Here is a 23,796-nt window from a genome sequence, read left to right as displayed (position 1 = left end):
CCGATTCACCCGATCAGCCGAGGCCTGATCGGGATCGGATCGAGTTCCTATTTTGTTCTTGATCGGCAACGAGCGTCGCGGCAGGATGTCCCCATCAAGGCCCGAGCTGCGCCCGCAGCCCGCCGCGATCCCCCCCCCCGAAATCCCGAGAGACCAACGCCGCCGGCCTGCACGGGCCGGCCGCGCGCGCGTCCCCCTGAAGGAGGTCCGCATGCCGCCTTTCGACCTGGAGCCCCAGAATCTGGCAACCACGCTCGCGGCCGTCGCGCAGACGCCGATGCTGGCCCTGCTGTTCTGGATGATGCACGGGCTGCGCCGCCACCTGCATGACCGCCCCGAGGAGGCCGCGCCGCCGCCCGATGCCGGTGCCCTGTCGCGCACCCGCGACGAGCTGGCCGCCTTCAAGCTGGAGGTCGCCCGCACCTATGTGCCGCTGTCGCTGATCCGCGATGTCGACCAGCGCCTCAGCCGCCAGCTGCTGCGGATCGAGGAGAAGCTCGACGCCGTGGCCCGCGCCGCGACCGCCGCCCAGGCCCTGCAGGCCGCCCAGCCGATGCGCGGCTGGCATTCCGAAGACCGGAGCTGAGAGAACAGAAATGTCCAGCCATGCCATGATCCCGGCCGCCGCCCATGCCCTGCCGCCGCAGGAGGTGCTGGCGCTGACCCTCTGGGCCGAGGCCGGCACCCGCCCGGTCCGCGCCATCGAGGCGCTGGCCGCCACCATCATGAACCGCGTCCGCCTGGCCGAGGCCGGCACCGCGCATTGGGGCCGCGGGCTGTCGGCCATCTGTCGCGCGCCCTTCCAGTTCAGCTGCTGGAACCGCAACCACATCCGCCATGCGGTGATGCTGGCGGTGCCCTCCGGCGATCCGGGCCTGGCGATCTGCCGCCGCATCGCGGCGCGCGCGGCCTCCGGCACGCTGCAGGACCCGACCGGGGGGGCCACCCATGCGCATGGCGCCGACGAGCTGCCGCCCTGGGCCATCGGCCGCCCGCCCCAGGCGGAGATCGGCGCGATGCTGTTCTACCGCGTCGAAGCCGGCTAAGCCTGCGGGCCATGCAGCCCATCATCTACACCATGGTCCGCGACGCCGACTGGCAGGAGGCCCGCGCCAGGGGCCTCTACCTCGGCAGCGCCGAGGATGCCCGCGACGGCTTCCTGCATTTCTCCACGGCGGAGCAGCTGCGCGCCAGCGCCGCCAAGCACCGCGCCGGCCAGCCCGACCTGTGGCTGGTGGCGGCGACGGCGGAAAAGCTCGGCGTGACGCTGCGCTGGGAACCGGCGGCCGGCGGCTCGCGCCCCGGCCTGTTCCCGCATCTCTACGGGCCGCTGCCGCTGGACGCGGTGGCCTGGGCCATGCCGCTGCCGCTGCAGCCGGATGGCGCCCACCATTTCCCGCCGGAAATCCCCTGAGGCCTTATTCGACCCGGAGCGAGGCGCGCAGCTCGGCCGCGCCCGTCGGATCCAGCAGCCCCTGCAGCCGCCCGGCCGACAGCCGGGCATAGCGCAGCAGCAGCGACTTCCGGCGGGCGGCCGTCAGGCGATGCTCGGCGGGGTGGCGCAGGATCGCCGCCTCGCCGTCATCGGCGACGATCAGGCCCACGTCGTCCGGCAGCAGCGATTGCGGGAAATCCAGGTCGACCGCGAAGAACAGCCGGTCGCACCAGTCGCGATACTCGGTCCATTTCGCGTCGGTCTGGAAGTCGCGGGCGCAGCTCTTCACCTCGATGGCGGCGAAATCGCCATCGGGCAGCAGCGCGAGGATGTCGAGGCGGCGGCCGGTCGGCAGCGGCACCTCCAGCACCGGCGCCCAGCCCAGCCGGCCGCAGAGGCGGGCGGCGGCGCGGCAGACCTTCAGGGTGCGCTCAGGGGGGGAGAGATCCAGCATGGCACGGCCATGTTCGCCCTCCGTTCCCATCCGCGTCAAGCGTGGCGGGCTGGCATTCCGCCTCCCATGCGCTTCCGGCATTTCAGTCCGGGCCCGACATCGCCTAGAAACCCGCATGGGCGCTGAATTGCCATTCTGGAAGACCAAGACCCTCCTGACCATGACCCGGTCGGAATGGGAGAGCCTGTGCGACGGCTGCGGCCGCTGCTGCCTGCACAAGCTGCGCGACGAGGAGACCGAGGCGCTGGCCTGGACCGAGGTCGCCTGCCGGCTGCTCGACACCACCAGCTGCCAGTGCCGCGACTATGCCAATCGCCGCGACCACGTGCCCGACTGCGTCAAGCTGACGCCGAAGCGCCTGGCCAAGATCGACTGGCTGCCGCCCTCCTGCGCCTATCGGCTGGTGGCGGAGGGAAAAGACCTGCCGGACTGGCATCCCCTGGTTTCCGGCGACCCCGCGACGGTGCACAGTTCCGGCGCCTCGGTCCGCGGCCGCGCCATTTCCGAGCGCGCGGCGCGCGACCTCGAGGATCACGTGGTCGACTGGCCCGGCGAATGGCCGAAGGGCTGAGGGGAAGTAGAGTCTGATGCAGGATGTTTTCCAGGGCGGCAAGGAAGGTTCCGAGCCGCTGCGCTGCCGCCCGCCCGCGGTCGCCACCACGCAGGTCGACAACGACGCCATGCGCGTCGTCCGCTGGGATTTTCCGCCGGGCGCCGAGACCGGCTGGCACCGCCATGGCTGGGCCTATGTCGTGGTGCCGGTGACCGATGGCGAGATGCTGCTGGAGCTGCCCGGCGGCAAGACCGCCACCGCCAGCATCACCGCCGGCGTCTCCTACGAGCGGCCGCCGGGCGCCGAGCACAATGTGGTCAATTCCGGCACCAAGCCCTTCAGCTTCGTCGAGATCGAGCTGAAGGCTTTTCCCGGCTGATTTTCTTTCGGTCGCCTCGCCCTCGATGGGGCGAGGCAGCGAGCGCCGGCGGGGGGAGGGCGGCGTGACCGATCTGGCCGAGCCGCCGCCGCCCGAGACCGTCCAGCTGCGCGCCCATCCGGGCGCCGTGGCGCTGGCCTGCCCGCTGGTCTGGCGGCGCTCGGCCCGCGCCCGGCTGGTGGCGCTGCGCCTCGATGCCGGCAGCGGCGCCGTGGTCATCACCCTGCCGCCCGAGGGCACCCGCCGCGCCGGCCTGGCGCTGCTGCGCCGCCATGCCGGCTGGGTGGCGGGGCGGCTGGCCGCGCTCGGCCCGGGGCTGCCGCTGGCGGCCGGCGCCGTGCTGCCGGTCGGCGACCTGCCGCATCGCGTGCTGCACGATCCTGGCCAGGACGGCCCGGCGCGGATCGAGGGCGCCCGCATCCTGGTCGGCGGCGCGGCCGATACCGTGGCCCAGCAGCTGCGCGACCTGCTGCTGGACGAGGCCGACCGCCGCATCCGCCCGAAGCTGCGCCAGCATGCCGAGAGCCTGGGCGTCGTGCCCGGCCCGGTGCGGCTGAAGGACACCCGCACCCGCTGGGCCAGCTGCGCCCCCGACGGCACCCTGGCCTTCTCCTGGCGGCTGGTGATGGCGCCGGACTGGGTGCTCGACTACGTCGTCGCGCATGAGGTGGCGCATCTGCGCGAGCTCAACCACTCGGCGCGGTTCTGGGCGGCGCTGCAGCGGCTGTCGCCGCATCACGAGGCGGCGCAGCAATGGCTGCGCGAGCACGGGCCCGGCCTGCTCCGCATCGGCTGAGGCGGCTTCCCGCCTTGGGAAAGCGCTGCCATACCGGGGGAAACCCCCGGCAGGAGAGCCCCCGCCATGCTGATTCTCGTCACCGGCGCCACGGCCGGCTTCGGCGCCGCCATCGCCCGCCGCTTCGCCCAGGACGGCGCCCGCATCATCGCCCTCGGCCGCCGCGCCGAGCGGCTGCAGGCGCTGGCCGCCGAGCTCGGCGAGGACCGGGTGCATACCCTCGCCCTCGACATCCGCGATTCGGCCGCCATCGCCGCGGCCATCGCCGGGCTGCCGGCCGCGTGGTCCGAGATCGACGTGCTGGTCAACAATGCCGGCCTGGCGCTGGGGCTGGAGCCGGCGCAGCGCGCCACGCTCTCCGACTGGGAGACGATGATCGACACCAACACCAAGGGGCTGGTGGCGATGACCCATGCGGTGCTGCCCGGGATGGTGGCGCGCAACCGCGGCCATGTGGTCAATATCGGCTCGACCGCGGGCGAGTTCCCCTATCCCGGCGGCAATGTCTATGGCGCCACCAAGGCCTTCGTCCGCCAGTTCAGCCTGAACCTGCGCGCCGACCTCTTCGGCACCGCGGTGCGGGTCACCGACATCGAGCCCGGCCTGGTCGGCGGCACCGAATTCTCGAACGTCCGCTTCGGCGATGACGCCAAGGCGGCCGCCATCTACCAGGGCGCCGATGCGCTGACGCCCGACGACATCGCCGACGCGGTCCACTGGGTCTCCAGCCGGCCGGCGCGGGTGAACGTCAACACGCTGCAGGTGATGCCGGTCAGCCAGAGCTTCGGGCCGCTGCGCGTCAACCGCGGCCAGTAAGGACCGCGATCGGGGCGGGGGGCCGTTTCAGGCCACCCGTTCCTGTCCCGGCAGCACCAGGGCGGCCAGCGGCGCCGGGCGGCCGAAGAAGAAGCCCTGGGCCTCGGCGCAGCCTTCGTCGCGCAGGCGCTGCAGCTGCTCCTCGGTCTCGACGCCCTCGGCCAGCACCGGCACGCCCAGCCCCTGGCCCATGTCCAGCACGGCGCGCAGGATGGCCAGGGCCTGGGCGCTCTCGCCGATCTCGCGGATGAAGCTGCGGTCCAGCTTGATCTTGTCGAAGGGGAAGGCGCGCAGCGTTCCCAGCGAGGAATAGCCGGTGCCGAAATCATCCATGGCGATGCCGACGCCCAGCGCGGTGATCTGCCGCAGGATGTCCAGCGCGCGGCGGCTGTCGCCCATCAGCGTGCTCTCGGTGATCTCGATCTCCAGCCGGCTGGGCGCCAGGCCGCTTTCCGCCAGGGCGCTGGCGACCATGGCCGGCAGGTCCGGGTGGCGGAACTGGGTGGGGGAGATGTTGACCGCGACCCGCCCCAGCCGCGGCTCGGCCATGGCGGCGCGGCAGGCCTCGCGCAGCGCCCATTCGCCAAGCTGAAGGATCAGCCCGCTTTCCTCGGCCAGCGGGATGAAGCGGTCGGGGGGGACGAAGCCCTGGGCCGGGTGCTGCCAGCGCATCAGCACCTCATGGCCGAAGCAATGGCCGGTGGCGACCATCACCTGTGGCTGGAAGAACAGCATCAGCTCGCCGGCGGCCAGCGCCCCGCGCAGATCCTCGGACAGGCGCCGGCGCTCCCGCACCCGGGCATCCATGCCGGCCTGGTAGAAGCAGGCCGGGCGGCCGGGCAGGATCTTGGCGCGCTGCAGGGCGACATCGGCATTGGCCAGCAGCGCCTCGGCATTGGCGGCATCCGCCGGGTAGAGGGCGACGCCGATCGCCGCGGTGACGCCGATGGTGGCGCCGCCGATCTGTTCCGGCTGCTCCGCCAGGGCTTCCAGCCGGACCAGCAGGGCGGCGACCTCGGCCTCCAGCGTGAAGGGCAGCAGGACGGCGAATTCGTCGCCGCCGAGCCGCGCCGGCACGGCCTCCGGCGGCAGCAGGGCGGCCAGGCGCTGGGCATAGCCGCGCAGCACCGCGTCGCCGGCGGCATGGCCATAGAGGTCGTTGACCGCCTTGAAGTCGTTCAGCCCGATGCGCAGCAGCGCCAGGCCGGGCAGCTTGGCGGCGGCGGTGGCGGCGCGGCGCAGCGCGGCGTCCAACTGCTGGACGAAGCGGGCGCGGTTGGCCAGGCCCGTCAGGCTGTCATGCAGCGCCAGGTGGATGATGCGCTGCTCCTGGGCGCGGCGCTCGCGCAGGTCGCGCAGCACGAAGACCTGCTTGCCCGGCTGGGGCACGTCGTCGCGCACCAGCACCTCGACATCCAGCAGCCGGCCATCCGGGCGGTGCAGCAGCGTCTCCCGCAGCACCGGGCCGGCGGCCTCGCCGCCCTCCTGCCCGTGCGGGCCGAGCTGCGGCAGCAGGGCGCCGGGCAGCGGCAGGCCGATCAGCGATTCGCGCGGCAGGCCGGTCATCGCCTGGAAGCTGGCATTGGCCTCCAGGATGCAGCCGTCGCGCACCACGGCCAGCCCCTCCAGCGCCGAATCGGCCAGGCGGCGCAGGCGCAGCACCCCGTCCTCCTCGGTGCGGCGGTCGATCATATGGGCGGCCGCCGCCGAGGCCGCGACCATCAGCCCGACGGCGCCGATCACCAGCGCCAGGGCGGCGGCGTCCTGGTCGTCGCTCATCAGCGGCACCGGCAGCACCTCGATCGCCGCCATGCCGGTCACGTGCAGGCTGAGGATGCCCAGGCACAGCGCCAGCGACCCGAAGATCCAGGCCGGCCCGGCGCGGCGCGGCCGCAGCCCGCCGGCCATGGCCAGCACCGCCAGGACGATGCTGAGCGCCGCCGAGGCCGCGACATAGGGCCAGGCGAACAGCACCAGCCCGTCCTCGCCGAAGGCGGTCAGGCCCAGGTAATGCATCGCGGCGATGCCGCTGCCGAGCAGGGCGCCGCCCGGCAGCAGCTGCGCGGCCCAGCCTGGACGGATGTCGTCGCCGCGCCGGGTCAATGGCCCGCTGCCCGGCCGGCGCGAGGCCAGCGCGAAGCCGCCGACGCCGCAGGCCACCGCGATCAGCAGCGAGAACAGCGTCGGCAGCGGCCGGAAGCCCAGGCTCTGCCCCGGCACATAGGCCATCATGCCGATGAAATGGGTGCACCAGGCAGCGGCGCCGGCGGCCATGCCGCCCAGCAGCAGCCACCCGTCGCGGCTGCGCGTCGTCGCCTGCAGCGCGCGGCGCAGCAGGCCGATGGCGACGGCCGATCCGGTCAGGCAGACGAGGGCGGCCAGCAGCAGCAGGCTGCTGTCATGTCCCTCGGCCAGACAGTTGTAGATCCTCAGCACCGCGACTGGCTCTCCTGCCCGCCGACCCCGGACGAGAGTCCGGCCGGGGTCGAGGCGGGGCGTTCATGCAGGCAGGCTGGAGAATGCTGCCCCGCACCTTTCTCAAGCCCTAGCATTCATTGCCGCATTGTTTACGCTGCCGCGGTCGCAGGAACGCTGCGGCTTTTATGCCATGCTGGCCGCCGGTCATTCCTCGCCAAGCTCCAGCCTGCCTGCCATGATGATAATTGATGATCCTGCGCGTCGAGAGCCTGGTCAACCGCTGGCGCCGCTTCCTGGGCCTGCGTCCGCTGCGCCCGTCCGAGCCGCGGCCCTGGCGGCTGTTCAGCCTCGCCGCGGTGACGGTGCTGCTGTGCCTGGCCGGGTTCCAGGCGCTGGTGCAGTCCCGCGTCGAGGCCGAGGGCAGCTATCGCGGCACCCGCCTGGCCGAGGGCGTGGTCACCCTGGTCGCCGACCAGCTTTCCCAGCAGCTCGAGCGGATCGACCGCGCGCTTCTCGAAATTGCCCAGGGCCAGGCCGCTGATCCGGCCGAGGCCGCGCGCCAGCTCGCCGCCATCGCCGCCGAGCTGCCGGTGCTGCGCGGCATCCTGCTGACCGACGCCCAGGGCCGCGTCACCCAGGCCAGCCAGGAGGCGATGCTGGAGCACAGCCTGGGCGCGCGCGACTGGTTCCGCCTGCTGCGCATCGGCGGCCAGGCGCTGCGCAGCGGCCCGCCGGAGGTGGGCCGCTTCCTCGGCCCCACCGGCGGCGGCACGCCGGCCACCATCGCCGCCACCGGGCACTGGTCGATCCCGCTGGCGCGGCCGGTGCTGGCCCCCAACGGCGCCTTCCGCGGCGCCGTGGTGGCGCTGCTGGACCCGGGCGTGCTGGGCGGCCAGCTCAGCCGCGCCGCCAGCGCCTTCGCCGTGACGCTGCGGCTGCACAGCTTCAACGGGCTGCTGCTGGCGCGCTCCGACGGGCGGAGCCAGGGCATCGGCGTGCTGAACGCCAGCGCCTGGCCGTTCCGCAACTTCCTGCCCCGCCGCGAGAGCGGGCTGTGGGACGGGCTGGACCAGGACGGCGTCGAGGGCTTCGCCGCCTTTACCCTGGCGCGGCCGGGCCTGTTCGTGGTCGAGGCGATGCGCGACCGCGAGGAGGCGATGTCCTTCGTCCGCAGCATCCGCCCGCTGATCTATGCCGCCATGGCGGCGATGGTCGGCATCATCCTGGGCGGCTTCTGGCTGCTGGCCCGGCAGGCGGCGACGCTGCAGCGCCAGGGCGCCGAGCTGACCGCCAGCGAGGCCGACGCCCGCGCCGGCGGCCGCGCCAAGGAAGAATTCCTGGCCGCCATGAGCCATGAGATCCGCACGCCGATGAACGGGGTGATCGGCATGGCCGGGCTGCTGATCGACACGCCGCTCGACCCGATGCAGCGGCGCTATGCCGAGACCATCCGCGGCAGCGCCGAGCACCTGCTGGTGCTGCTGAACGACATCCTCGACTTCTCCAAGCTGGAGGCGGGGGTGATGGAGCATGAGCGCATCGCCTTCGCCCCCGAGGCGGAGATCGCGACCATCGCCGAGCTCTTCGCGCCGCGCGCCGCCGCCAAGGGGGTGCAGCTGTTCTGCGACCTGGCCCCCGACCTGCCGGCCGAGATGCTGGGCGACCCGGCGCGCTTCCGCCAGATCCTGTTCAACCTGATCGGCAACGCGGTGAAGTTCACCGAGGCCGGCTGGGTCCGGCTGGAGGTGGAGGCGCTGCCGCTGCCCCCCCCCCCGGCCGGCGGGCCGGCGCCCTGGCGGCTGATCTGCACCGTCTCCGACACCGGCATCGGCCTGGACCCGGCGCGCATCCCGCAGCTGTTCGAGCGCTTCACCCAGGCCGACGCCTCGATCAGCCGGCGCTATGGCGGCACCGGGCTGGGGCTGGCCATCTGCCGCCGGCTGACCGGGCAGATGGGCGGCGGCATCAGCGCGGCGCCGCGGCCCGGCGGCGGCAGCCAGTTCCGCTTCCACCTGGAGCTCGGGCTGGTGGCGCCGCCGCTGCCGCCCGACCCGGCGCTGCAGGGCCAACACGTGCTGCTGGCGCTGCCGCATGCGGTGGAGCGCGAGGTGCTGCAGCGGCAGCTGGCCGGCATCGGCGCCCGGGCGCATCCGGCCGAGCCGGTCGCCGCCCTGCCGCTGCTGCAGGCGGGCCTGGCCGAGGGCCGCCCCTTCACCCTGGTGGTGCTGGGCGACGGCGAGACCGGCCGCGAGGGCCTGGCCCTGGCCCGCCGGCTGCGCGCCGAGCTCGGCCCCAACGTGCCGGCGCTGCTGCTCTGCACCGCGCCCACGGCGCAGACCCTGGACGGCGTGGCGCCGGAGACCGGGCCGGTGCAGGCGGTGCTGCTGAAGCCCTGCCTGCCCGGCCGCCTGCGCGAGGCGTTGCGCCAGGCGCTGCTGACGCCCCCGCCCGTCGCCGTGCCCGTCGCCGTGCCCGTCGCGGCGCCGGCCGCCGCCGATGCCGCCGGCCAGGCGGTGCTGCTGGTCGAGGACAATGCGACCAACCAGGCGGTGATGCGCGCGCTGCTGCAGCGCCAGGGCTGCCGGGTGACCATCGCCGAGAACGGCGCCGAGGCCCTGGCCCGCGCCGCCGAGGCCGCCTACGACCTGATCCTGATGGACCTGCAGATGCCGGTGATGGACGGGCTGGAGGCGACGCGGGCGATCCGCGCCCAGCCGGGACCGAACCGCGCCGCCCGCATCATCGGCCTGACCGCCGCGGTCGGCGCCGAATACGAGGCGCAATGCCGCGACGCCGGCATGAACGACTACCTGTCGAAGCCGATCCAGCGCGATGCGCTGCAGCGGCTGTTCGCCTGAGGGCTCAGCCCTGGCGGGCGACCAGCTCGGCCAGCTCGGCCAGGGCGGCGGTGGCGGCCTCGGCCAGCTGCGGCAGCAGGATGGCGGGATCCGGCCCGCCCGCAGGCTTCATCGCCTGCCGCGCCAGGCTTTCCAGCCGGCGGGCGCCGATCGCCCCGGCGGCGCCGGCCAGGCCATGCGCGCCGCGGTGATAGCCCTCGAGGTCGCCGGCCTCGGCCGCGCCGCGCATCTGCGCGGCCAGCCGGGCCAGGTCGGTCTCGAAGGTGCGCAGCACGGTGGCGAAGACCTCGGCGGGGAGGTCCTCGGCCAGCTGCCGGGTGATGTCGGGGTCCAGGGCGGTCACGTCGCGAAGGTTGCAAACCCGCGCCTGCCGGTCAACGCAGCGCGCGAAAAAGCGGGGCGGATTTGCCCGAAAACTTTCGGCTGTCAGGAATGCCTTCAGCCGCGCTGCTGCTGCGCCCGCCCGACCTGGCGCAGCGCGATCTGCGCGCCGATGGCGCAGCCGGCCATGGTGGCGGCGGTCGGCACGCCGCTGCCGGTCTCCAGCGCGCCGGTGACCAGCGTCATCAGCGCGCCGAAGCCCATCTGCAGCGCCCCCACCAGCCCGGAGGCGGTGCCGGCCAGCTGCGGCTTGACGCTGACCGCGGCGGTGACCGCGTTCGGCTGCGACACGCCATTGCCCAGCGCCACCACGGTCATCGGCAGGTAGAAGACCAGCAGCGACAGCGGCAGCAGCGCCTGGCCGGCGACGCCCAGCAGCGCGCCCACGGTGCTGACCACCAGCCCGATCTTCAGCATCCGTGCCAGCCCGAGCCGCGCCGAATACCGCCCGGCCAGGAACGACCCCGCGCCGAAGGCGAAGGAAATCGCCATGAAGGCCAGGGCATAGCTGCGCGGCGTGTGGCCCAGCCCGTCCATCAGCACCTTGGGCGCGCCGGCCATGAAGGCGAAGAAGACGCCGGTGGTGCAGGTGGTGATGGCGGCATAGCAGCGGAAGCTGCGGATCCGCGCCAGCTGCAGATAGGCCTGGGCCATGCCGGTCAGGCCGGGCAGCGGCTGCGGCACCGCCAGCGTCTCCGGCAGGCGCAGCGACAGCACGAACAGCGACAGGCCGAACAGGGTGCAGGCCAGCATGGTCGAGCGCCAGCCGAACAGCGCCGTCAGCTCCGCCCCCAGCAGCGGCGCCAGCATGGGGGCGACCGTCATGCCCATCATGACGAAGCCGATCTTGCTGGCGGCCTGGTCGCGCGGGAACACGTCGCGCACGATGGCGCGCGTCAGCACCATGCCGGCGCAGCCCCCCGCCGCCTGCGCCGCCCGCGCCACCGCCAGCAGCCCGATGCTGGGCGCCAGGAAGGCGGCGATCGACCCCAGCGCATAGACGCCGAGCCCCAGCAGCAGCACCGGCCGCCGCCCGAAGCGGTCCGACAGCGGCCCATAGATCAGCTGCCCCAGCGCGATGCCGACCAGGTAGACGGTCAGCGTCATCTGCGCGCTGGCGTAAGGCACGGTGAAATAGCCGGCCAGCAGCGGCAGCGACGGGATCAGGATCTGCATGCTGAAAGGGCCGAGCCCCATCAGCAGGGTCAGCAGCCAGGTGGCCGGAACACGTCGAGGGACAAGGGGTGGCGCCAGCTCGGGCGGCAGGTCCTGGGCAAGGTCGCGCGGGCTCATGCCGCGGAGCTTATGGGCGGGGGCGCCACAGGCCCAGGGAGGGGGGTGCCGATTGCCATGCGAGAACCGCAAGGCAGGGGTTCGACCGGTCGAGGGTCTTGGAGAAGAGAAGGGCTTCGGAAGGGCAAGTTAGGAGAGGAGTTAAGCTAGGACGGAGCAGACTGGGGGAATGAATTCCCCCAAACCCCCATCTTTTTTCTGATCACCGGCCATTCAATGACCAGCACCTGAACGGCGGCGTCACCAGGGCATGAAGGCGGGACTCTGAATATTCATATGGCGTGTGCGGGTAAAGCAGCGCACCGCCGCAGTGCCGCGTCCCGCTTGGCCGCAAGGCAGCGGCAGCCTGACAGAAAAAAGAAGGGGTCCAGGGGAATTCATTCCCCTGGCCTACCTTTGTCTTCTCTATTCCTGGCTTCTCTTCACCACTTCAGGCTGCGCAGCGCCGCCAAAGGCTTCACGCCCTCACGCTCCGCTTCGGCGGCCAGCGCCTCGGGCGAGGGGTTCGGCCCGAAGTGGTTGCCGGCCAGGCCGGTCAGGGCCCAGACGGCGTCGATGCCGGCATTGGCGGCGCCCAGCAGGTCGGTGTGCGGCGTGTCGCCGATGGCCACGATCTTCGACGCCGGCAGCGCCAGGGTGGACAGCACGGTCTCGTAGACCATGGCGTCGGGCTTGCCGATCTCCAGCACGTCGCCGCCCTGCTCCAGATAGACATCGGCCAGGGCCCCGGCGCAGATCAGGCGCTGGCCGGAGACCATCACCGCGCGGTCCGGGTTGGTGCAGAGCATGGGCAGCTTGGCCGCGGCGCATTGCGCCAGCAGGTCGCGATAGGGCTCGACGCTTTGCGGACCGCGCTCGGGCTCGGGGCCGGTGTTGAGCAGGAAATCGGCCTCGGCGGGGGATTTCGCCAGGGTGATCGGCAGCTCCTCGATCACCGACAGGTCGCGCTCGGGGCCGATGTGGAAGGCGCGGTTGCCCAGGCGCGAGAACCAGGGGTGCTTGCGGTCGCGCAGCAGGGTCCAGGCCACCTCGCCGCTGGTGACGATGCCGTCGTAGAGGCTGGATTCGATGCCCATGGCGGTCAGGCTCTTGGCGACGAACCAGGAGCGACGCGGGGCGTTGGACAGCAGCACGATGCGCTTGCCGCGGGCGCGCAACTCGCGCAGCGCCTCGGGCACGCCGGGATAGGGCGCGGCGCCGTCATGCAGCACGCCCCAGATGTCGAGGACGAAGCCGTCATGGCTGTCGGCGAGCGGGGCCACGCTTTCCAGGATGTTCATCGGGCGTCGGCTCCTACGGCGTCGTGGACATGGGCGAAGCCGTCGCGCTTCAGCAGCGCGGCGAGCTCCTGCTTGATGCGCGGCACCAGGACCGGGCCGGCATAGGCGAAGGCGGCGTAGATCTGCACCAGCGACGCGCCGGCGCGGATCTTGGCATAGGCCTGGGCGCCGTTGCTGATGCCGCCGCAGCCGATCAGCGTCAGCCGGCCGGCCGACAGGCCATAGACCCGCTTCAGCAGCGCGGTCGACGGCGCGAAGAGCGGCTGGCCGGACAGGCCGCCGGTCTCGGCCTTGTGGGTGCTCTTCAGGCTGGCCGGGCGGGCGATGGTGGTGTTGCTGACGATCAGGCCGGCCACGCCATTCTGCACGCAGGTCTCGACCAGCGCGGGCACCGCGTCGTCGGCCAGGTCCGGGGCGATCTTGACCAGCACCGGCGGCTGGCGCGGGGCGGCGCCGCGGGTCACGGCGACGGCGGCCAGGATGGCGGCGAGCTTCGCCTCGCCCTGCAGGTCGCGCAGCCCCGGCGTGTTGGGGGAGGAGACGTTGATCGTCACATAATCGGCGAAGGGGGCCACGGCGGCATAGAGCGCGGGATAGTCGCGCTCCGGCTCGGCGCCTTCCTTGTTGATGCCGATATTGGCGCCCAGCACCGCCGGGAAGGGCCGCTTCAGCGCCGCCAGCCGGCTGGCGAAGGCCTGCACGCCCTCGTTGTTCATGCCCATGCGGTTGATCACCGCCGCGTCCTCGGGCAGGCGGAACAGCCGCGGCTGCGGGTTGCCCGCTTGCGGCCGCGGCGTGCTGGTGCCGGGCTCGACCAGGCCGAAGCCCAGGCGCATCAGCGGGCCCACGGCCACCGCATCCTTGTCGAAGCCGGCAGCCAGCCCGAGCGGATTGCGGAAGTCGAGGCCCAGCGCGCTGGTCGCCAGCACCGGGTCGTCGGTGGAGGAAACGGCGCCGGCCAGGCCGAAGGCCAGCGCCTTCAGCGCCAGGCGATGGGCGCGTTCGGGGTCCATGCCGCGCATCAGCGGCATCAGGGCGGAGGCGAGGGCAGGGGTCATGGCCCGCCGCTTGTGCCCTGGCCCGCCGCGCAAGGAAAGGGTGGGAATTGACGTGGCCGCGCCGCCAGCCGAGAAGCCGGCCGCAAGGGCGGGGGAAATGGCGGTGCGGGGTTCGGTGCTGATGCTGGCGGCGCTGGGCCTTTTCGCCACGCTGGACGCCAACAGCAAGCTGCTGGCGGGCGCCTACACGGTGGCCCAGGTGGTGCTGATCCGCCACCTGGTGATGCTGGCGCTGCTGTTTGCCGGCCGCGCGCTGCGCCCCGGGCTGGGCGGCGAATTGTCCACCCGCCACCCCTGGCTGCACCTGCTGCGGGCGGCGGCGATGCTGGGCTCGGCCATCGGCTTCTTCCAGGCGCTGCGCGAGATCCCGCTGGCCGAGGGCTACCTGGTCTATTTCACCGCGCCCTTCATGACGCTGGGCCTGGCCGCCCTGGTGCTGCGCGAGGCCATGCCGGCCCGCGTCTGGCTGTGGAGCGGCGTCGGCTTCGGCGGCGTGCTGGTGGCCATGGCGCCCGGGCTGCAGGCCGGCGGCAGCTTGCTGGCCTATGCCTACGCCTTGCTGGGCACGGTCAGCTACGCCGTCGGGCTGACCATCAACCGCCGGCTGCGCGACGAGGCCGGGCTGGCCAAGCTGATCCTGTGGTCGGCCCTGCCCGGCGGCCTGGCGCTCGCCCCCTTCGCGGTGACCGGATGGGTGGCGCCGACGGCCCTGGACTGGGTGGCGCTCTCGGCCAACGGCGTCTTCGCCGGGGCGGCGACGATCTGCCTGGCGGTGGCCTTCCGCCGCGCCAGCGTGGCGCAGCTGGCGCCGCTGGAATTCTCGGCGCTCGTCTGGGCGATGCTGGCCGACTTCCTGCTGTGGTCGACATTGCCGGAGGTCACGACGCTGGCCGGCGGGGCGATCGTGGTGGTGGCGTGCCTGATGAGCCAGAGAATTCAGAAAGCAAGCTGAAGGCCAGGGGCAGGCCAGGGGAATGAATTCCCCTGGACCCCATCTTTTTTCTTTCAGACTGCCGTGTCCACGTGGCGACAGGACGTGAAACGGCCCGGCCACAGCGCGACCTGTGACCGTTCACTGAATTTCTAAAAATGGCGTCCCGCCGGGATACACGGGTGTCGCCGGTGGTGAAGCGGCTGGGGCCTCAACGGCCAACAGAACAGAAAGAAGAAGGGGTCCAGGGGAATTCATTCCCCTGGCCTACCCTGGCCTACCCCTGGCCTGTTCTTCAGCGCCTGCGCGGCCCTGCCTCGTTCAACGCCAGGTTCTGCATCGCAAGATCCGCGGCGGCGCTGTCGGGGGCCAGGGCGATGGTGCGTTCCCAATCGTCCTTCGCCCCGCGGGTGTCGCCCTTCAGCTGCCGCAGGATGCCGCGTTCCAGCAGGGCTTCCGGGTGGCGCGGGTCCAGGGTCAGGGCCTGCTGGATGTCGCGCATGGCGTCGTCGGCGCGGTCCAGGTGGCGCAGCGCGGCGGCGCGGAACACCCAGGCCTCGGTGCGGCTGGCATCCGTCGAGATGGCGTGGTCCAGGTCTTGCAGCGCCTCGGCGTAGCGGCCCATGGCCCCGGCCGAGATGGCGCGGTCGACCAGCAGCGCGGTGTCGTCGGGCATCAGGCTCAGCGCCAGGGTGGTGGCGCCATAGGCGCGGGCGGTGTCGCCGGCCATCATCCAGGCCTGGGCGGCCTGGGCATAGATCGCGGCGCGGGCCGGGGCGCCGGTGGCGGAAGTACTGGCCAGCCGCTCCAGCCGGGGCGCGGCGCGCTCGGGCTCGCCCAGCGCCAGCAGGCCGAGCGCCAGGCAATGGCGGGCGGGGTCGCCGCCGCCTTTTTCTTCCCACTCGCTGGCCCGCGCCAGCGCGCCCTCGGGGTCGCCGCGCAGCAGGCCCAGGCAGGCCTCGTATTCCGGGCTGTCGGACAGGCGGGGGGGTTCGGGCGGCAGCGGCAGCGCGGCGTTGCCGGGCGGCTGCGCGCCGCCGGCCGGGCCCGCTTCGGCCGCTTCCGGCATGGCCGGCGAATGCAGCAGGAGGGCGCCGCCGGCAAGCGCGGTCAGCATGGCGGCGGCGAACACGCCCAGCAGCGCGTTGCGGAAGGGGGCTCGCATGCTCGCCACTCTAGCCGGCGGCGCGGTTCAGCGCCACATGGTGTCCATCACAGTCGTGGATGTTGATGCGGATGGCCGATCGCCTGGTAATTCTGGGGCTGGGCTTCGCCGGCCGGGCGGTGGCGCGGGCGGCGGTGGCGGCCGGCTGGACGGTCGCCGGCACGATGCGCGCGCCGGTCGCCGCGGCCGCGATGCCGGGGGTCGAACTGTTGGCCTTCGACGCCGCCGGCCCGGCGATCCGCCAGGCGACCCACCTGCTGGTCACCGCCGGGCCGGAGGCGCTGGGGCACGACCCGGTGCTGGCCGCCCATGCGGCGGCGGTCGCGGCGGCGCCAGCGCTGCGCTGGGTCGGCTATCTCTCGACCACCGGCGTCTATGGCGACCGCGGCGGCGGCTGGGTGGACGAGGCGACGCCGCCCGCCCCGGGGCAGGAGCGCTCGCGCCGGCGGCTGGCGGCCGAGGCGGAATGGCGCGCCCTGGCGGCGCGGCGCGGCCTGGCGCTGGACCTGTTCCGCACGGCGGGCATCTACGGCCCCGGGCGCAGCGCGCTGGACGAGGTGCGGGCCGGGCGGGCGCGGCGGGTGGACAAGCCCGGCCACCACTTCGCCCGCATCCATGTCGAGGACATCGCCGCGGCGGTGCTGGCCGCCGCCGCCCGCCCGGCGGCGGGGGCCCGTGTGCTGCACCTGGCCGACAACGAGCCCGCCGCCAATGCCGCGGTGGTGGCCGAGGCGGCGCGGCTGCTGGGCGCGCCGCTGCCGCCGCTGGTGCCTTTCGAGACCGCGCTGGCGGCCATGTCACCGATGGGCGCCAGCTTCTGGGCGGAAAACCGGCGGGTCGCCAGCCGCGTGACCCAGGCGGCGCTGGGGTTGGCCTGGCGGTATCCGAGCTACCGCGAGGGTCTGGCGGCCATCCTGGCTACCGAGGAGGCCGCCCAAGGCGCCGCAGCGGAAGTTGCAGAAAGATAGCGCACAACTCATCATTCAAGCCGATACCGGAAATCGGAAAATCGCGTTTCCAATCGATCGGTATGAAGGTCATCTTTGGGGCAACCGCAGGCAAGGCCTGCACCACCGCCTTCAAAGGACGACCATCATGACCCGCATCGCCGCCATCCCCGCCTTGATGCTTGCCGCCGGCCTGGCGCTGGCCCCCAGCCTGTCCCAGGCGCGTGACCTGCTGGAGAACACCAACAACGCCTCGGCCACCGGCAGCCCCTTCGCCTATTCCATGCCGGTGACCCGCTCGGCCGAGCAGGGCGCGCCGCTGGTGGTGGGCAATTCCGCCGCGCCGCAGGGCAACCCGCTGACCGCGGCCGTGGCCACCAGCCGCGCCCATGCCGCCGGCCTGCCGCAGGCGGTGGGCAATTCGGCCGGCGCCCCGGGCGGCTTCGGCACGGGCCGGGTGCGCAGCTGAACTTCGGTATGACGATCCTGTGCCCCTGGGCCCGGGGCCCGCGCGGAGCCCCTGACTGACCCCCTCCGCCGGGCTGCCTCCCCCCGCCTGCCGGGCCGGGGATACCGGGATCGAATGCGACAGGGCCGGAGCAGCCACGCTGCTCCGGCCCTGATGCGTTTGGCCGATGGCGGGGCGCTGGACCATCGATCGGCGATCAACACGCGCCAGAGCCTGCTCGACCATTGCGCCGCCCATTCCGGCAGGCGGCGCGCCGAGGGCGGCTACCGCGACCTGGCGCGGCTCGAGAATTTTTCCCCTGGATCTGGCGCCGATCAATGATCCGACGATGTGGCGCGGGGCGGAACGCTTGCGGCTCTGCGCGACGCCGTGCCACGACGAGGCGATGATCGATGTGTTGATGGCGGCGCCGGGCCAGATCTTGCGCGAAGGCGCCACGCCATGACCGGGCGGCCGCGCCCTGGTTGGCGCATGGTTCTTGGGATCGGCTTGGCCGCGACCTTGGGCGCCCCGCCGGTCCTGGCGCAGCCGCAGGGTGTGCCGTCTGCGACACCGATGCCGGGACTGTCGATCATGCGGCCAAGCACGCCGGATTTCGAGGCTCTGGCCGCCCAGCCGGGCACCGAGGTCCGCCGCGAGCAGGTGGATGGCAAGGACAGCGTCGTGCTGCGTCGCGCTGGCGTCGAGCTCCGCTACGGCCGTGCCGGCAGTGTCGGTGTCGACAGCAACGGCCCTGGCATGCTGTGCCTTTGGCGGCATTCGCTGGCCGTGAAGTCGGTGCTGGACTTCTGCGGGGTTCCGGCGGCCGACCCTGCGCAGGCGGCGCTGAGCTGGGCTATCGGCGCCCTGAACGATTTTATCGTCGCAAACAGCCTGGTGGCGACGCTCCTGGCCGAGGTGGAGGCGGCGGCTGCCGGTCTGATGGCCGTGCCGGCCGCAGTGGGCGTCTTGCCGGCAGAGCAGCGTGAGGCACGCTGCAAGGCTATCATGGCCCCGGATCAGATGGCGGGCGGCGTGTTGCGATCGCCGCAGGACTATCGGGCGATGGTGACGCGCCAATTGGCGGTGCCGCGCCCGCCCGTCATGAATCCTTGCCTGTGAAGCGCGATGGCTGGTCAGACGCCTCGGCGTCCCATGACAATTCCACCTGCCCCGGGGAGCGCTGCCGTGGGGCGATGCACCACGCCAAACTGACGGCGGGGTCCGGGGGGATACTATCCCCCCGGCGGGAGAGCTCGAGAGGGCAGCGCCCTCTCGACGGCTTGCCTTCAGGCTCGCCTGAGCCTCAGCCGCCGTACCCTGCCACCCGCGGCAGCCACAGCGCGATGTCCGGAAAGATGATGATCAGCGCGGTGCCGAAGGCCAGCATCAGCATGTAGGGGATGATGGACTGGTTGACCTCGGCCAGCGGCGCGCCGGTGATGGCCTTGATCACCACCAGGTTCATCGCGACCGGCGGCGAGATCAGCGCCATCTCCAGGCTGATGGTCAGCAGGATACCGTACCAGACCTTGTCGATGCCCAGCTGGTCCAGCACCGGCAGGATCGCCGGCATGGTCAGCAGGATGATCGAGAAGCTTTCCAGCACCAGCCCCAGCAGGAACAGCAGCACCATCATGGCGACCAGGAAGCCGGTGCGCGACAGGCCCCAGTCCAGCACCAGCGTCGTCAGCTCCTGCGGCACGCGCAGCTTGGTCAGCATGTAGCCGTAGATGGCGGCCGCCGCGATGATCATCAGCAGCATGGCGCTGGTGCGGGTGGCTTCCTGCACGCCGTCGATCAGGTCGCGCCAGGTCATCGTCTTGTAGATCAGCGCCGCGATCAGCAGGGCGTAGAGCGTGCCGGTGCCGGCCGCCTCGGTCGCGGTGAAGATGCCGAGATAGATGCCGCCGAGCACGAAGATCGGCAGGCTCAGGCTCCAGCCGGCGCGCTTCAGCGAGGTCGTGATGTCGTCCGGCGGCGGGTCGTCGGCCGGCGCCACGGCGCGGCCCTCGGTGATGAAGCAGTAGAGCGCGAAGATCGCCGCCATCATCAGCCCGGGGATCAGGCCTGCCAGGAACAGCGCGCCGACGCTGGTCTCGGTGACATAGGCGTAGAGCACCATCGGCGCCGAGGGCGGGATCAGGATGCCCAGCGTGCCGCCGCCGGCGACGACGCCGAAGGCGCCCTTGCGCGACATGCCGTAGCGCAGCATCTGCGGGATGGCGATCTTGCCCACCGTCAGCGCGGTGGCGACCGAGGAGCCGGAGATGGCGGCGAAGATGGTGCAGGCCGCGACGGTCGCGATGCCCACGCCGCCGCGCACGCCGCGCAGCATCGAGAAGGCGGCGGCATAGAGGTCGTCGACCACCCGGCCGCGCACCATGACATGCGCCATCAGCATGAACAGCGGGATGGCCACCAGCAGGTAGCCGTCGAGCTGGCCGATGACGAGCTCGCCCAGCGCCGGCAGCCCGCCCTCGACATAGAGCAGCACGGCCAGCGGCAGCAGGAACAGCGCCGCGAACATCGGCAGCCCGAGATAGAGCAGCACGAAGAGCGCGACGAGCAGCAGCAGGAAGGTCATGGGGGTCGTGCCGCCTTATTCGCCGCGGGCGAGGGTGTCGCGCGGCAGCTCGTCCGCGCCGTCGGGCATGTAGTCGGGGTCCTGGCCGAGCAGCAGGATGGCCGATTGCGCCAGCGCCACCACCAGCAGCAGCGCCGAGCCCAGCGGCAGCATCGCCTGGATCCACCAGACGGGGACGCCCTCGATCTCGGTCATGATGCCGATCATGCGGCTGAACGCCACCGCCTCCAGCCCCGCCGACAGCAGGATGCCGGCGACGAGCGCCACCGACAGGGTGCCGACCAGCCGCATGACGCGGGCGGCGCGGCCGGTCAGCCGCTCGGTGATGACGTCGACGCCGATATGCTCGAAGCGGCGCTGCGCCTCGGGGGCGGCGAGCAGCACCAGCCCCACCACCAGCCAGCCGGCGGCCTTGTCGATCCAGGGCTGCGGCAGGCCGGCGAGATACCGCGCGCCCACCGAATAGGCGACGAGCACCAGGCAGAGCAGCGTCGCCAGCCCGCCCACCGCCCCGGCCGCCTGGGCGGTGACCGAGGCGACGGCGGAGAGCTGCCGCGCCAGCGGATGCGTCTGCGGGCGCGGGTCGCTCACAGCGCGCGCAGCAGCTCGATGGCGCGGGCGCCGTTGTCGGGGGCCAGGCGCAGGAAGGCGTCGATCACCGGCTTCTGCATGGCGGCGCTCCAGGCGGCTTCTTCCGCGGGCGTCTGCTCATGCACCGTCATGCCGCGGGCGCGGAGCTCGTCCAGGGCGCGGGCGGCGACCTCCTCGGTGACCGGGATCTGGTCGCGCTCGGCCTGGGCCGCCTCGGCCATGATGATGGCGCGATGCGCGTCGGACAGGCGGTCGAACCAGCGCGGGTTCACATAGACATGGGTGAAGACGCAGAACCAGCTGGTCACCGTGCCGAACTTCTGGAACTCGTAGAAGCGGCGGGAGACGGCGGCGGAAATGTCGGTCAGCCCGGCATCCAGCACGCCCGATTGCAGCGCCTGCGGCACTTCCGGCCCGGGCATCGAGGAGGGGGCGGCGCCCACCGCGGTCAGCGCATGGTCGGTCAGCGCGTTGAGGCCGCGGATCTTCAGCCCCTTGAAGTCGTCGGTCGCGATGAGCGGCTTGCGGCCGCTGGTGAAGATGGCGCGGCGGGTGGTGTAGAGCCACATCAGGTTGCGCACCGCGCGCTTCTGCAGCAGCCCTTCCAGGTGCTGCGCCGCCGGCGAGCCGGGGAACTTCTTGATCCGCTCCAGCCCGGTGAAGAGATAGGGCAGGGTCAGGACGTTCATCTCCGGCAGGGTGTTGCCCCACTGGAAGTTCACCGCCGCCGCCGCCTCGAAGGCGCCGCGGGCGACCGCCGGGAAATTCTCGCCGGCGCGGGCCAGCTGCTCGGCCGGGAAGACCTGCACGTCGATGGCGCCCTGGCTCTTCGCCTTCACCCGCTCGGCGAAGGCGGCCAGGATGCCGGCATGCTGGTGGCTGGGCGGATATTGGTGCGACAGCCGCATCGTCACCGTGGCGGCCTGCGCCGAGGCGAGGGCAGGGGCTGCGAGGCCGGCGGCGGTGGCCAGCAGCAGGTGGCGGCGATGCATGGCGTTCCCCTGGGACTTCCTTGGATGGCCGCTGGTGTGCGACCCAATCCGCCAGGGGTCAAGCTGCCGCGGGCTTATCTTCGGCAAGGCTGACCTGCCCATACCGCATGTTTCTTTCGGCGGACCGGTCGCCGGCGCAATCTCCGGGCGCTTCGCGGCTGCCGGGCGGTGCTTGCGGCGCCAGACCGGTCTCGCCGGCGGCCGGACGCGCGAAAGCGCCCGCAAGAACCCTGGGTTCTTCGGACGCAGCATCGGATAAGCCAGGGATCGGGAGGAAATGGTGGGCGCGACAGGGATTGAACCTGTGACCTTCCCCGTGTCAGGGGGACGCTCTCCCGCTGAGCTACGCGCCCTCACCGGTGGGCGGGCTAACTAGCGCGACCGCCGGGGGCAGGCAAGAGCCACCCGCGAAACAATCGCAAATTCTTGCCGCGCGGCCTCCGGCGGCGCGGGCGATCGTGACAGCGGCGTTGCGCTGTGGCTTGATGCCCAGCGATCATGGATCTTCCGTTGGCGCTCCATGCCGGGCAATCGGCGCCCGGCCCCTTCACGCTGTTGCGGCCGTCCCGGCAGCGCGCGCCGCTGGTCTTCGCCTCGCCGCATTCCGGCCGCGACTACCCGGCCGAGTTCCTGGCGGAATCGCGGCTGGACGCGCTCGCGGTGCGCCGCTCGGAGGACAGCTTCGTCGAGGAACTGTTCGCCGCCGCCCCCGAGCTCGGCCTGCCGCTGCTGGCCGCCACCTTCCCGCGGGTCTATTGCGACGCGAATCGGGAACCCTGGGAGCTCGACCCCAATATGTTCGACGGGCCGCTGCCGGCCTGGGTGAACAGCGCCAGCCCGCGGGTCGGCGCCGGGCTGGGCACCATCGCCCGCGTCGTCGCCAGCGGCCAGCCGGTCTATCGCCGCCGCCTGGCCTTCGCCGAGGCCGAGGCCCGGGTGCAGCGCTGCTGGCAGCCCTATCACGCCGCACTCGCCGAGCTGATCGCCGAGACGCGGGCCGCCTTCGGCTGCTGCCTGGTGATCGACTGCCATTCGATGCCCGCCCATCCCGGCCAGCCGGCCAATGCACCGGACATGGTGCTGGGCGACGCGCATGGCACCGCCTGCGCCACGCGCGCGGTGCGGCGGGTGGAGGAGCAGCTCTGGGGCATGGGCTACCGGGTGCGGCGCAACGACCCCTATGCCGGGGGCTATGTCACCCGCCATTACGGCCGCCCGCGCGAGGCGGTGCATGTGCTGCAGATCGAGATGGCGCGCAGCCTCTACATGGACGAGGCGGCGATCGAGCGGCTGCCGGCGATGGCGCGGCTGCAGCAGGACCTGACCAGCATGACCGCGGCCCTGGCCGAGATGGACTGGTCGATCCTGCGCGCCTGAGCCGCGACCCCGGCCCCTGGTCCCTGACCCCTGGCAGCGCCGCGATGTCGAGGCCGGCGCCGGGCGGGATTCGCGCCTGCGCGGCTGCAACCCGCCGGGTCCTGCGCGCTTAACCACCCGAAAAAAAGCGAAAAAAAAGGCGGTGCCGAAGCACCGCCGAGTTTAGGGAGGAAACGTCCAAGAAAGACAACAACACAGCGTACTGTGCTGCTGCGAGTTGGAAGGTACCCAAGCAGTCATTCGTGTGCAAGCGATTTTTCGCGGTGCAGCACAAAAACTGCCTGCAATTGGAGCGTAAGGCCATGCGATGAACGCATGGCAAACGGTCCAGGCCCCGATTTGGATAAAAATGCCCTAAAAAACGGCAAAAGCCGGGCATGGCCCGGCTTCGCTGTGGGGGTGGCGGGAGAAGGAAATTCTTCCGCCTGCCCGAATCGCAACCTGGATTTGGCCAATCAGGCGATCGCGGCCTCGGCCTCGACCACCGCGGCGACGGCATGGACGACGGCGGCGATGCGCACCGCGGCCTGGACCTGCTCGCTGGACAGGCCGCCATGGCGGACCACCTTCTCATGGCTCTCCATGCACATGCCGCAGCCATTGATGGCGGAGACGGCGAGCGACCAGAGCTCGAAATCCACCTTCTCGACGCCCGGCTTGGCCATGACGTTCATCCGCAGCTTGGCGGGCAGGCCCGGATAGTCGCCGCCCACCAGGTGGGTGAAGCGGTAGTAGACATTGTTCATGCCCATGATGGCGGCGGCCGCCTTGGCGGCGACCAGCGCCTCGGCCGACAGCTTCGGGCCGAATTCCTCGACCAGCGCCTTGGTGACCACGGCGTTGCGGCTGGCGATGGCGCTGGCGACGAAGGTGCCGGCCAGCTGCTGGACATTCAGCACGGGCTCGGTGGCCAGGCTGCCCAGGTTGAGCTTCAGGTCGCGGGCATAGTCCGGCAGGCTGGCGCGCAGGGCTTCGAGCGACATGCGAAGATTTCCTTCGGTCTGGCGATAGGCGGAGGCGGGGGAGGGAGCTTGGGG

The 23,796-nt window shown here is 72.1% G+C and carries 25 protein-coding genes and 1 tRNA gene; 14 read left to right on the top strand and 12 right to left on the bottom strand.

Annotation, left to right across the window (positions count from 1 at the left end; translation table 11 throughout):
• Positions 1-211: 211 nt before the first annotated feature.
• Genes GVN67_RS13230 through GVN67_RS13220 form a run of 3 tightly spaced genes read left to right on the top strand, consistent with a single transcriptional unit; the run spans position 212 to position 1,414 of the window.
• Positions 212-586: a hypothetical protein gene (locus GVN67_RS13230; RefSeq protein WP_159996632.1), complete on the top strand. Its 375-nt coding sequence runs from the start codon at positions 212-214 to the stop codon at positions 584-586.
• A 10-nt stretch (positions 587-596) separates the two neighbouring features.
• On the top strand, positions 597-1,046 hold the full coding sequence (locus GVN67_RS13225; protein ID WP_159996630.1) for a cell wall hydrolase: 450 nt from the start codon (positions 597-599) through the stop codon (positions 1,044-1,046).
• Positions 1,047-1,057: 11 nt separating this feature from the next.
• Entirely contained in the window at positions 1,058-1,414 is a 357-nt protein-coding gene (locus GVN67_RS13220; protein WP_159996628.1) for a DUF952 domain-containing protein, read from the top strand.
• Positions 1,415-1,418: 4 nt separating this feature from the next.
• Here the strand turns inward: GVN67_RS13220 and GVN67_RS13215 are convergent, their stop codons facing one another.
• Entirely contained in the window at positions 1,419-1,889 is a 471-nt protein-coding gene (locus GVN67_RS13215) for an MmcB family DNA repair protein (RefSeq protein ID WP_159996626.1), read from the bottom strand.
• A gap of 115 nt (positions 1,890-2,004) precedes the next feature.
• Between GVN67_RS13215 and GVN67_RS13210 the strand changes: the two genes are divergently transcribed.
• The 4 genes from GVN67_RS13210 to GVN67_RS13195 all read left to right on the top strand — a co-directional run bounded on the left by GVN67_RS13210 (position 2,005) and on the right by GVN67_RS13195 (position 4,433).
• Positions 2,005-2,460, top strand: coding sequence for a YcgN family cysteine cluster protein (locus GVN67_RS13210; protein WP_159996624.1), 456 nt, complete (start codon positions 2,005-2,007; stop codon positions 2,458-2,460).
• A gap of 16 nt (positions 2,461-2,476) precedes the next feature.
• Complete coding sequence (locus tag GVN67_RS13205) at positions 2,477-2,821, top strand: cupin domain-containing protein (protein ID WP_159996622.1); 345 nt, start codon at positions 2,477-2,479, stop codon at positions 2,819-2,821.
• A 64-nt stretch (positions 2,822-2,885) separates the two neighbouring features.
• Entirely contained in the window at positions 2,886-3,617 is a 732-nt protein-coding gene (locus tag GVN67_RS13200; RefSeq protein ID WP_235035279.1) for a M48 family metallopeptidase, read from the top strand.
• 66 nt (positions 3,618-3,683) lie between these two features.
• Positions 3,684-4,433, top strand: coding sequence for an SDR family NAD(P)-dependent oxidoreductase (locus GVN67_RS13195; protein WP_159996618.1), 750 nt, complete (start codon positions 3,684-3,686; stop codon positions 4,431-4,433).
• Positions 4,434-4,460: 27 nt separating this feature from the next.
• On the opposite strand, the gene GVN67_RS13190 is transcribed toward GVN67_RS13195, so the two are convergent.
• A complete protein-coding gene (locus tag GVN67_RS13190; protein ID WP_159996616.1) occupies positions 4,461-6,869 on the bottom strand; it encodes an EAL domain-containing protein in 2,409 nt (802 codons plus the stop codon).
• A gap of 230 nt (positions 6,870-7,099) precedes the next feature.
• Here GVN67_RS13190 and GVN67_RS13185 point away from each other — a divergent pair, with 230 nt between their 5' ends.
• Positions 7,100-9,709 (top strand): response regulator, encoded by a 2,610-nt coding sequence (locus GVN67_RS13185; RefSeq protein ID WP_159996614.1) that lies wholly within the window; start codon positions 7,100-7,102, stop codon positions 9,707-9,709.
• A gap of 4 nt (positions 9,710-9,713) precedes the next feature.
• Here GVN67_RS13185 and GVN67_RS13180 read toward each other — a convergent pair whose 3' ends face one another.
• The 4 genes from GVN67_RS13180 to GVN67_RS13165 all read right to left on the bottom strand — a co-directional run bounded on the left by GVN67_RS13180 (position 9,714) and on the right by GVN67_RS13165 (position 13,721).
• Positions 9,714-10,052, bottom strand: coding sequence for an Hpt domain-containing protein (locus tag GVN67_RS13180; protein ID WP_159996612.1), 339 nt, complete (start codon positions 10,050-10,052; stop codon positions 9,714-9,716).
• Positions 10,053-10,147: 95 nt separating this feature from the next.
• Positions 10,148-11,383, bottom strand: coding sequence for a multidrug effflux MFS transporter (locus GVN67_RS13175; protein ID WP_159996610.1), 1,236 nt, complete (start codon positions 11,381-11,383; stop codon positions 10,148-10,150).
• A gap of 422 nt (positions 11,384-11,805) precedes the next feature.
• Positions 11,806-12,663 carry a TIGR01459 family HAD-type hydrolase gene (locus tag GVN67_RS13170; protein ID WP_159996608.1) on the bottom strand — a complete coding sequence of 286 codons (858 nt, stop codon included), beginning with the start codon at positions 12,661-12,663 and terminating at the stop codon, positions 11,806-11,808.
• Positions 12,660-13,721, bottom strand: coding sequence for a quinone-dependent dihydroorotate dehydrogenase (locus tag GVN67_RS13165; RefSeq protein WP_159996606.1), 1,062 nt, complete (start codon positions 13,719-13,721; stop codon positions 12,660-12,662). Before GVN67_RS13165 ends, GVN67_RS13170 begins: the two co-directional genes overlap by 4 nt.
• A gap of 103 nt (positions 13,722-13,824) precedes the next feature.
• Between GVN67_RS13165 and GVN67_RS13160 the strand changes: the two genes are divergently transcribed.
• On the top strand, positions 13,825-14,673 hold the full coding sequence (locus tag GVN67_RS13160) for a DMT family transporter (protein ID WP_235035278.1): 849 nt from the start codon (positions 13,825-13,827) through the stop codon (positions 14,671-14,673).
• A gap of 274 nt (positions 14,674-14,947) precedes the next feature.
• On the opposite strand, the gene GVN67_RS13155 is transcribed toward GVN67_RS13160, so the two are convergent.
• Positions 14,948-15,817, bottom strand: coding sequence for a tetratricopeptide repeat protein (locus tag GVN67_RS13155; protein ID WP_159996604.1), 870 nt, complete (start codon positions 15,815-15,817; stop codon positions 14,948-14,950).
• A 71-nt stretch (positions 15,818-15,888) separates the two neighbouring features.
• On the opposite strand from GVN67_RS13155, the gene GVN67_RS13150 reads away from it, so the two are divergent.
• The 4 genes from GVN67_RS13150 to GVN67_RS13135 all read left to right on the top strand — a co-directional run bounded on the left by GVN67_RS13150 (position 15,889) and on the right by GVN67_RS13135 (position 18,334).
• Entirely contained in the window at positions 15,889-16,785 is an 897-nt protein-coding gene (locus GVN67_RS13150; protein WP_159996602.1) for an SDR family NAD(P)-dependent oxidoreductase, read from the top strand.
• Positions 16,786-16,912: 127 nt separating this feature from the next.
• Positions 16,913-17,233: a glycosyl transferase family 39 gene (locus GVN67_RS13145; protein WP_159996600.1), complete on the top strand. Its 321-nt coding sequence runs from the start codon at positions 16,913-16,915 to the stop codon at positions 17,231-17,233.
• Between the two features lie 153 nt (positions 17,234-17,386).
• Positions 17,387-17,554, top strand: a complete 168-nt coding sequence (locus GVN67_RS13140) for a hypothetical protein (protein WP_159996598.1) — start codon at positions 17,387-17,389, stop codon at positions 17,552-17,554.
• A 168-nt stretch (positions 17,555-17,722) separates the two neighbouring features.
• A complete protein-coding gene (locus GVN67_RS13135) occupies positions 17,723-18,334 on the top strand; it encodes a hypothetical protein (RefSeq protein WP_159996596.1) in 612 nt (203 codons plus the stop codon).
• Positions 18,335-18,518: 184 nt separating this feature from the next.
• Here the strand turns inward: GVN67_RS13135 and GVN67_RS13130 are convergent, their stop codons facing one another.
• The 4 genes from GVN67_RS13130 to GVN67_RS13115 all read right to left on the bottom strand — a co-directional run bounded on the left by GVN67_RS13130 (position 18,519) and on the right by GVN67_RS13115 (position 21,735).
• Positions 18,519-19,799, bottom strand: coding sequence for a TRAP transporter large permease (locus GVN67_RS13130; RefSeq protein WP_159996594.1), 1,281 nt, complete (start codon positions 19,797-19,799; stop codon positions 18,519-18,521).
• 15 nt (positions 19,800-19,814) lie between these two features.
• Entirely contained in the window at positions 19,815-20,390 is a 576-nt protein-coding gene (locus GVN67_RS13125) for a TRAP transporter small permease (RefSeq protein ID WP_159996592.1), read from the bottom strand.
• Entirely contained in the window at positions 20,387-21,382 is a 996-nt protein-coding gene (gene dctP, locus GVN67_RS13120; protein WP_159996590.1) for a TRAP transporter substrate-binding protein DctP, read from the bottom strand. Before dctP ends, GVN67_RS13125 begins: the two co-directional genes overlap by 4 nt.
• A gap of 278 nt (positions 21,383-21,660) precedes the next feature.
• Positions 21,661-21,735: transfer RNA gene (locus GVN67_RS13115), tRNA-Val, on the bottom strand.
• A gap of 145 nt (positions 21,736-21,880) precedes the next feature.
• Here GVN67_RS13115 and GVN67_RS13110 point away from each other — a divergent pair.
• A complete protein-coding gene (locus tag GVN67_RS13110) occupies positions 21,881-22,759 on the top strand; it encodes an N-formylglutamate amidohydrolase (protein WP_159996588.1) in 879 nt (292 codons plus the stop codon).
• 455 nt (positions 22,760-23,214) lie between these two features.
• Here the strand turns inward: GVN67_RS13110 and GVN67_RS13105 are convergent, their stop codons facing one another.
• A complete protein-coding gene (locus tag GVN67_RS13105; protein ID WP_159996586.1) occupies positions 23,215-23,742 on the bottom strand; it encodes a carboxymuconolactone decarboxylase family protein in 528 nt (175 codons plus the stop codon).
• Between the last annotated feature and the right edge of the window lie 54 nt (positions 23,743-23,796).

The organism is Roseomonas sp. 18066 (genome assembly GCF_902706185.1).
In the GTDB taxonomy this organism is placed as follows: Bacteria; Pseudomonadota; Alphaproteobacteria; order Acetobacterales; family Acetobacteraceae; genus Pseudoroseomonas.
Note: the sequence above shows the minus strand (reverse complement) of the source record. Positions and strands in the feature narration are given on the sequence as shown.

Coding starts and splice junctions, on each gene's coding strand:
- GVN67_RS13230 (WP_159996632.1), top strand. CDS start 212: ATGCCGCCTTTCGACCTGGAGCCCCAGAATCTGGCAACCACGCTCGCG.
- GVN67_RS13225 (WP_159996630.1), top strand. CDS start 597: ATGTCCAGCCATGCCATGATCCCGGCCGCCGCCCATGCCCTGCCGCCG.
- GVN67_RS13220 (WP_159996628.1), top strand. CDS start 1,058: ATGCAGCCCATCATCTACACCATGGTCCGCGACGCCGACTGGCAGGAG.
- GVN67_RS13215 (WP_159996626.1), bottom strand. CDS start 1,889: ATGCTGGATCTCTCCCCCCCTGAGCGCACCCTGAAGGTCTGCCGCGCC.
- GVN67_RS13210 (WP_159996624.1), top strand. CDS start 2,005: ATGGGCGCTGAATTGCCATTCTGGAAGACCAAGACCCTCCTGACCATG.
- GVN67_RS13205 (WP_159996622.1), top strand. CDS start 2,477: ATGCAGGATGTTTTCCAGGGCGGCAAGGAAGGTTCCGAGCCGCTGCGC.
- GVN67_RS13195 (WP_159996618.1), top strand. CDS start 3,684: ATGCTGATTCTCGTCACCGGCGCCACGGCCGGCTTCGGCGCCGCCATC.
- GVN67_RS13185 (WP_159996614.1), top strand. CDS start 7,100: ATGATCCTGCGCGTCGAGAGCCTGGTCAACCGCTGGCGCCGCTTCCTG.
- GVN67_RS13175 (WP_159996610.1), bottom strand. CDS start 11,383: ATGAGCCCGCGCGACCTTGCCCAGGACCTGCCGCCCGAGCTGGCGCCA.
- GVN67_RS13170 (WP_159996608.1), bottom strand. CDS start 12,663: ATGAACATCCTGGAAAGCGTGGCCCCGCTCGCCGACAGCCATGACGGC.
- GVN67_RS13165 (WP_159996606.1), bottom strand. CDS start 13,721: ATGACCCCTGCCCTCGCCTCCGCCCTGATGCCGCTGATGCGCGGCATG.
- GVN67_RS13155 (WP_159996604.1), bottom strand. CDS start 15,817: ATGCGAGCCCCCTTCCGCAACGCGCTGCTGGGCGTGTTCGCCGCCGCC.
- GVN67_RS13150 (WP_159996602.1), top strand. CDS start 15,889: ATGGCCGATCGCCTGGTAATTCTGGGGCTGGGCTTCGCCGGCCGGGCG.
- GVN67_RS13145 (WP_159996600.1), top strand. CDS start 16,913: ATGACCCGCATCGCCGCCATCCCCGCCTTGATGCTTGCCGCCGGCCTG.
- GVN67_RS13140 (WP_159996598.1), top strand. CDS start 17,387: ATGCGTTTGGCCGATGGCGGGGCGCTGGACCATCGATCGGCGATCAAC.
- GVN67_RS13130 (WP_159996594.1), bottom strand. CDS start 19,799: ATGACCTTCCTGCTGCTGCTCGTCGCGCTCTTCGTGCTGCTCTATCTC.
- dctP (WP_159996590.1), bottom strand. CDS start 21,382: ATGCATCGCCGCCACCTGCTGCTGGCCACCGCCGCCGGCCTCGCAGCC.
- GVN67_RS13110 (WP_159996588.1), top strand. CDS start 21,881: ATGGATCTTCCGTTGGCGCTCCATGCCGGGCAATCGGCGCCCGGCCCC.
- GVN67_RS13105 (WP_159996586.1), bottom strand. CDS start 23,742: ATGTCGCTCGAAGCCCTGCGCGCCAGCCTGCCGGACTATGCCCGCGAC.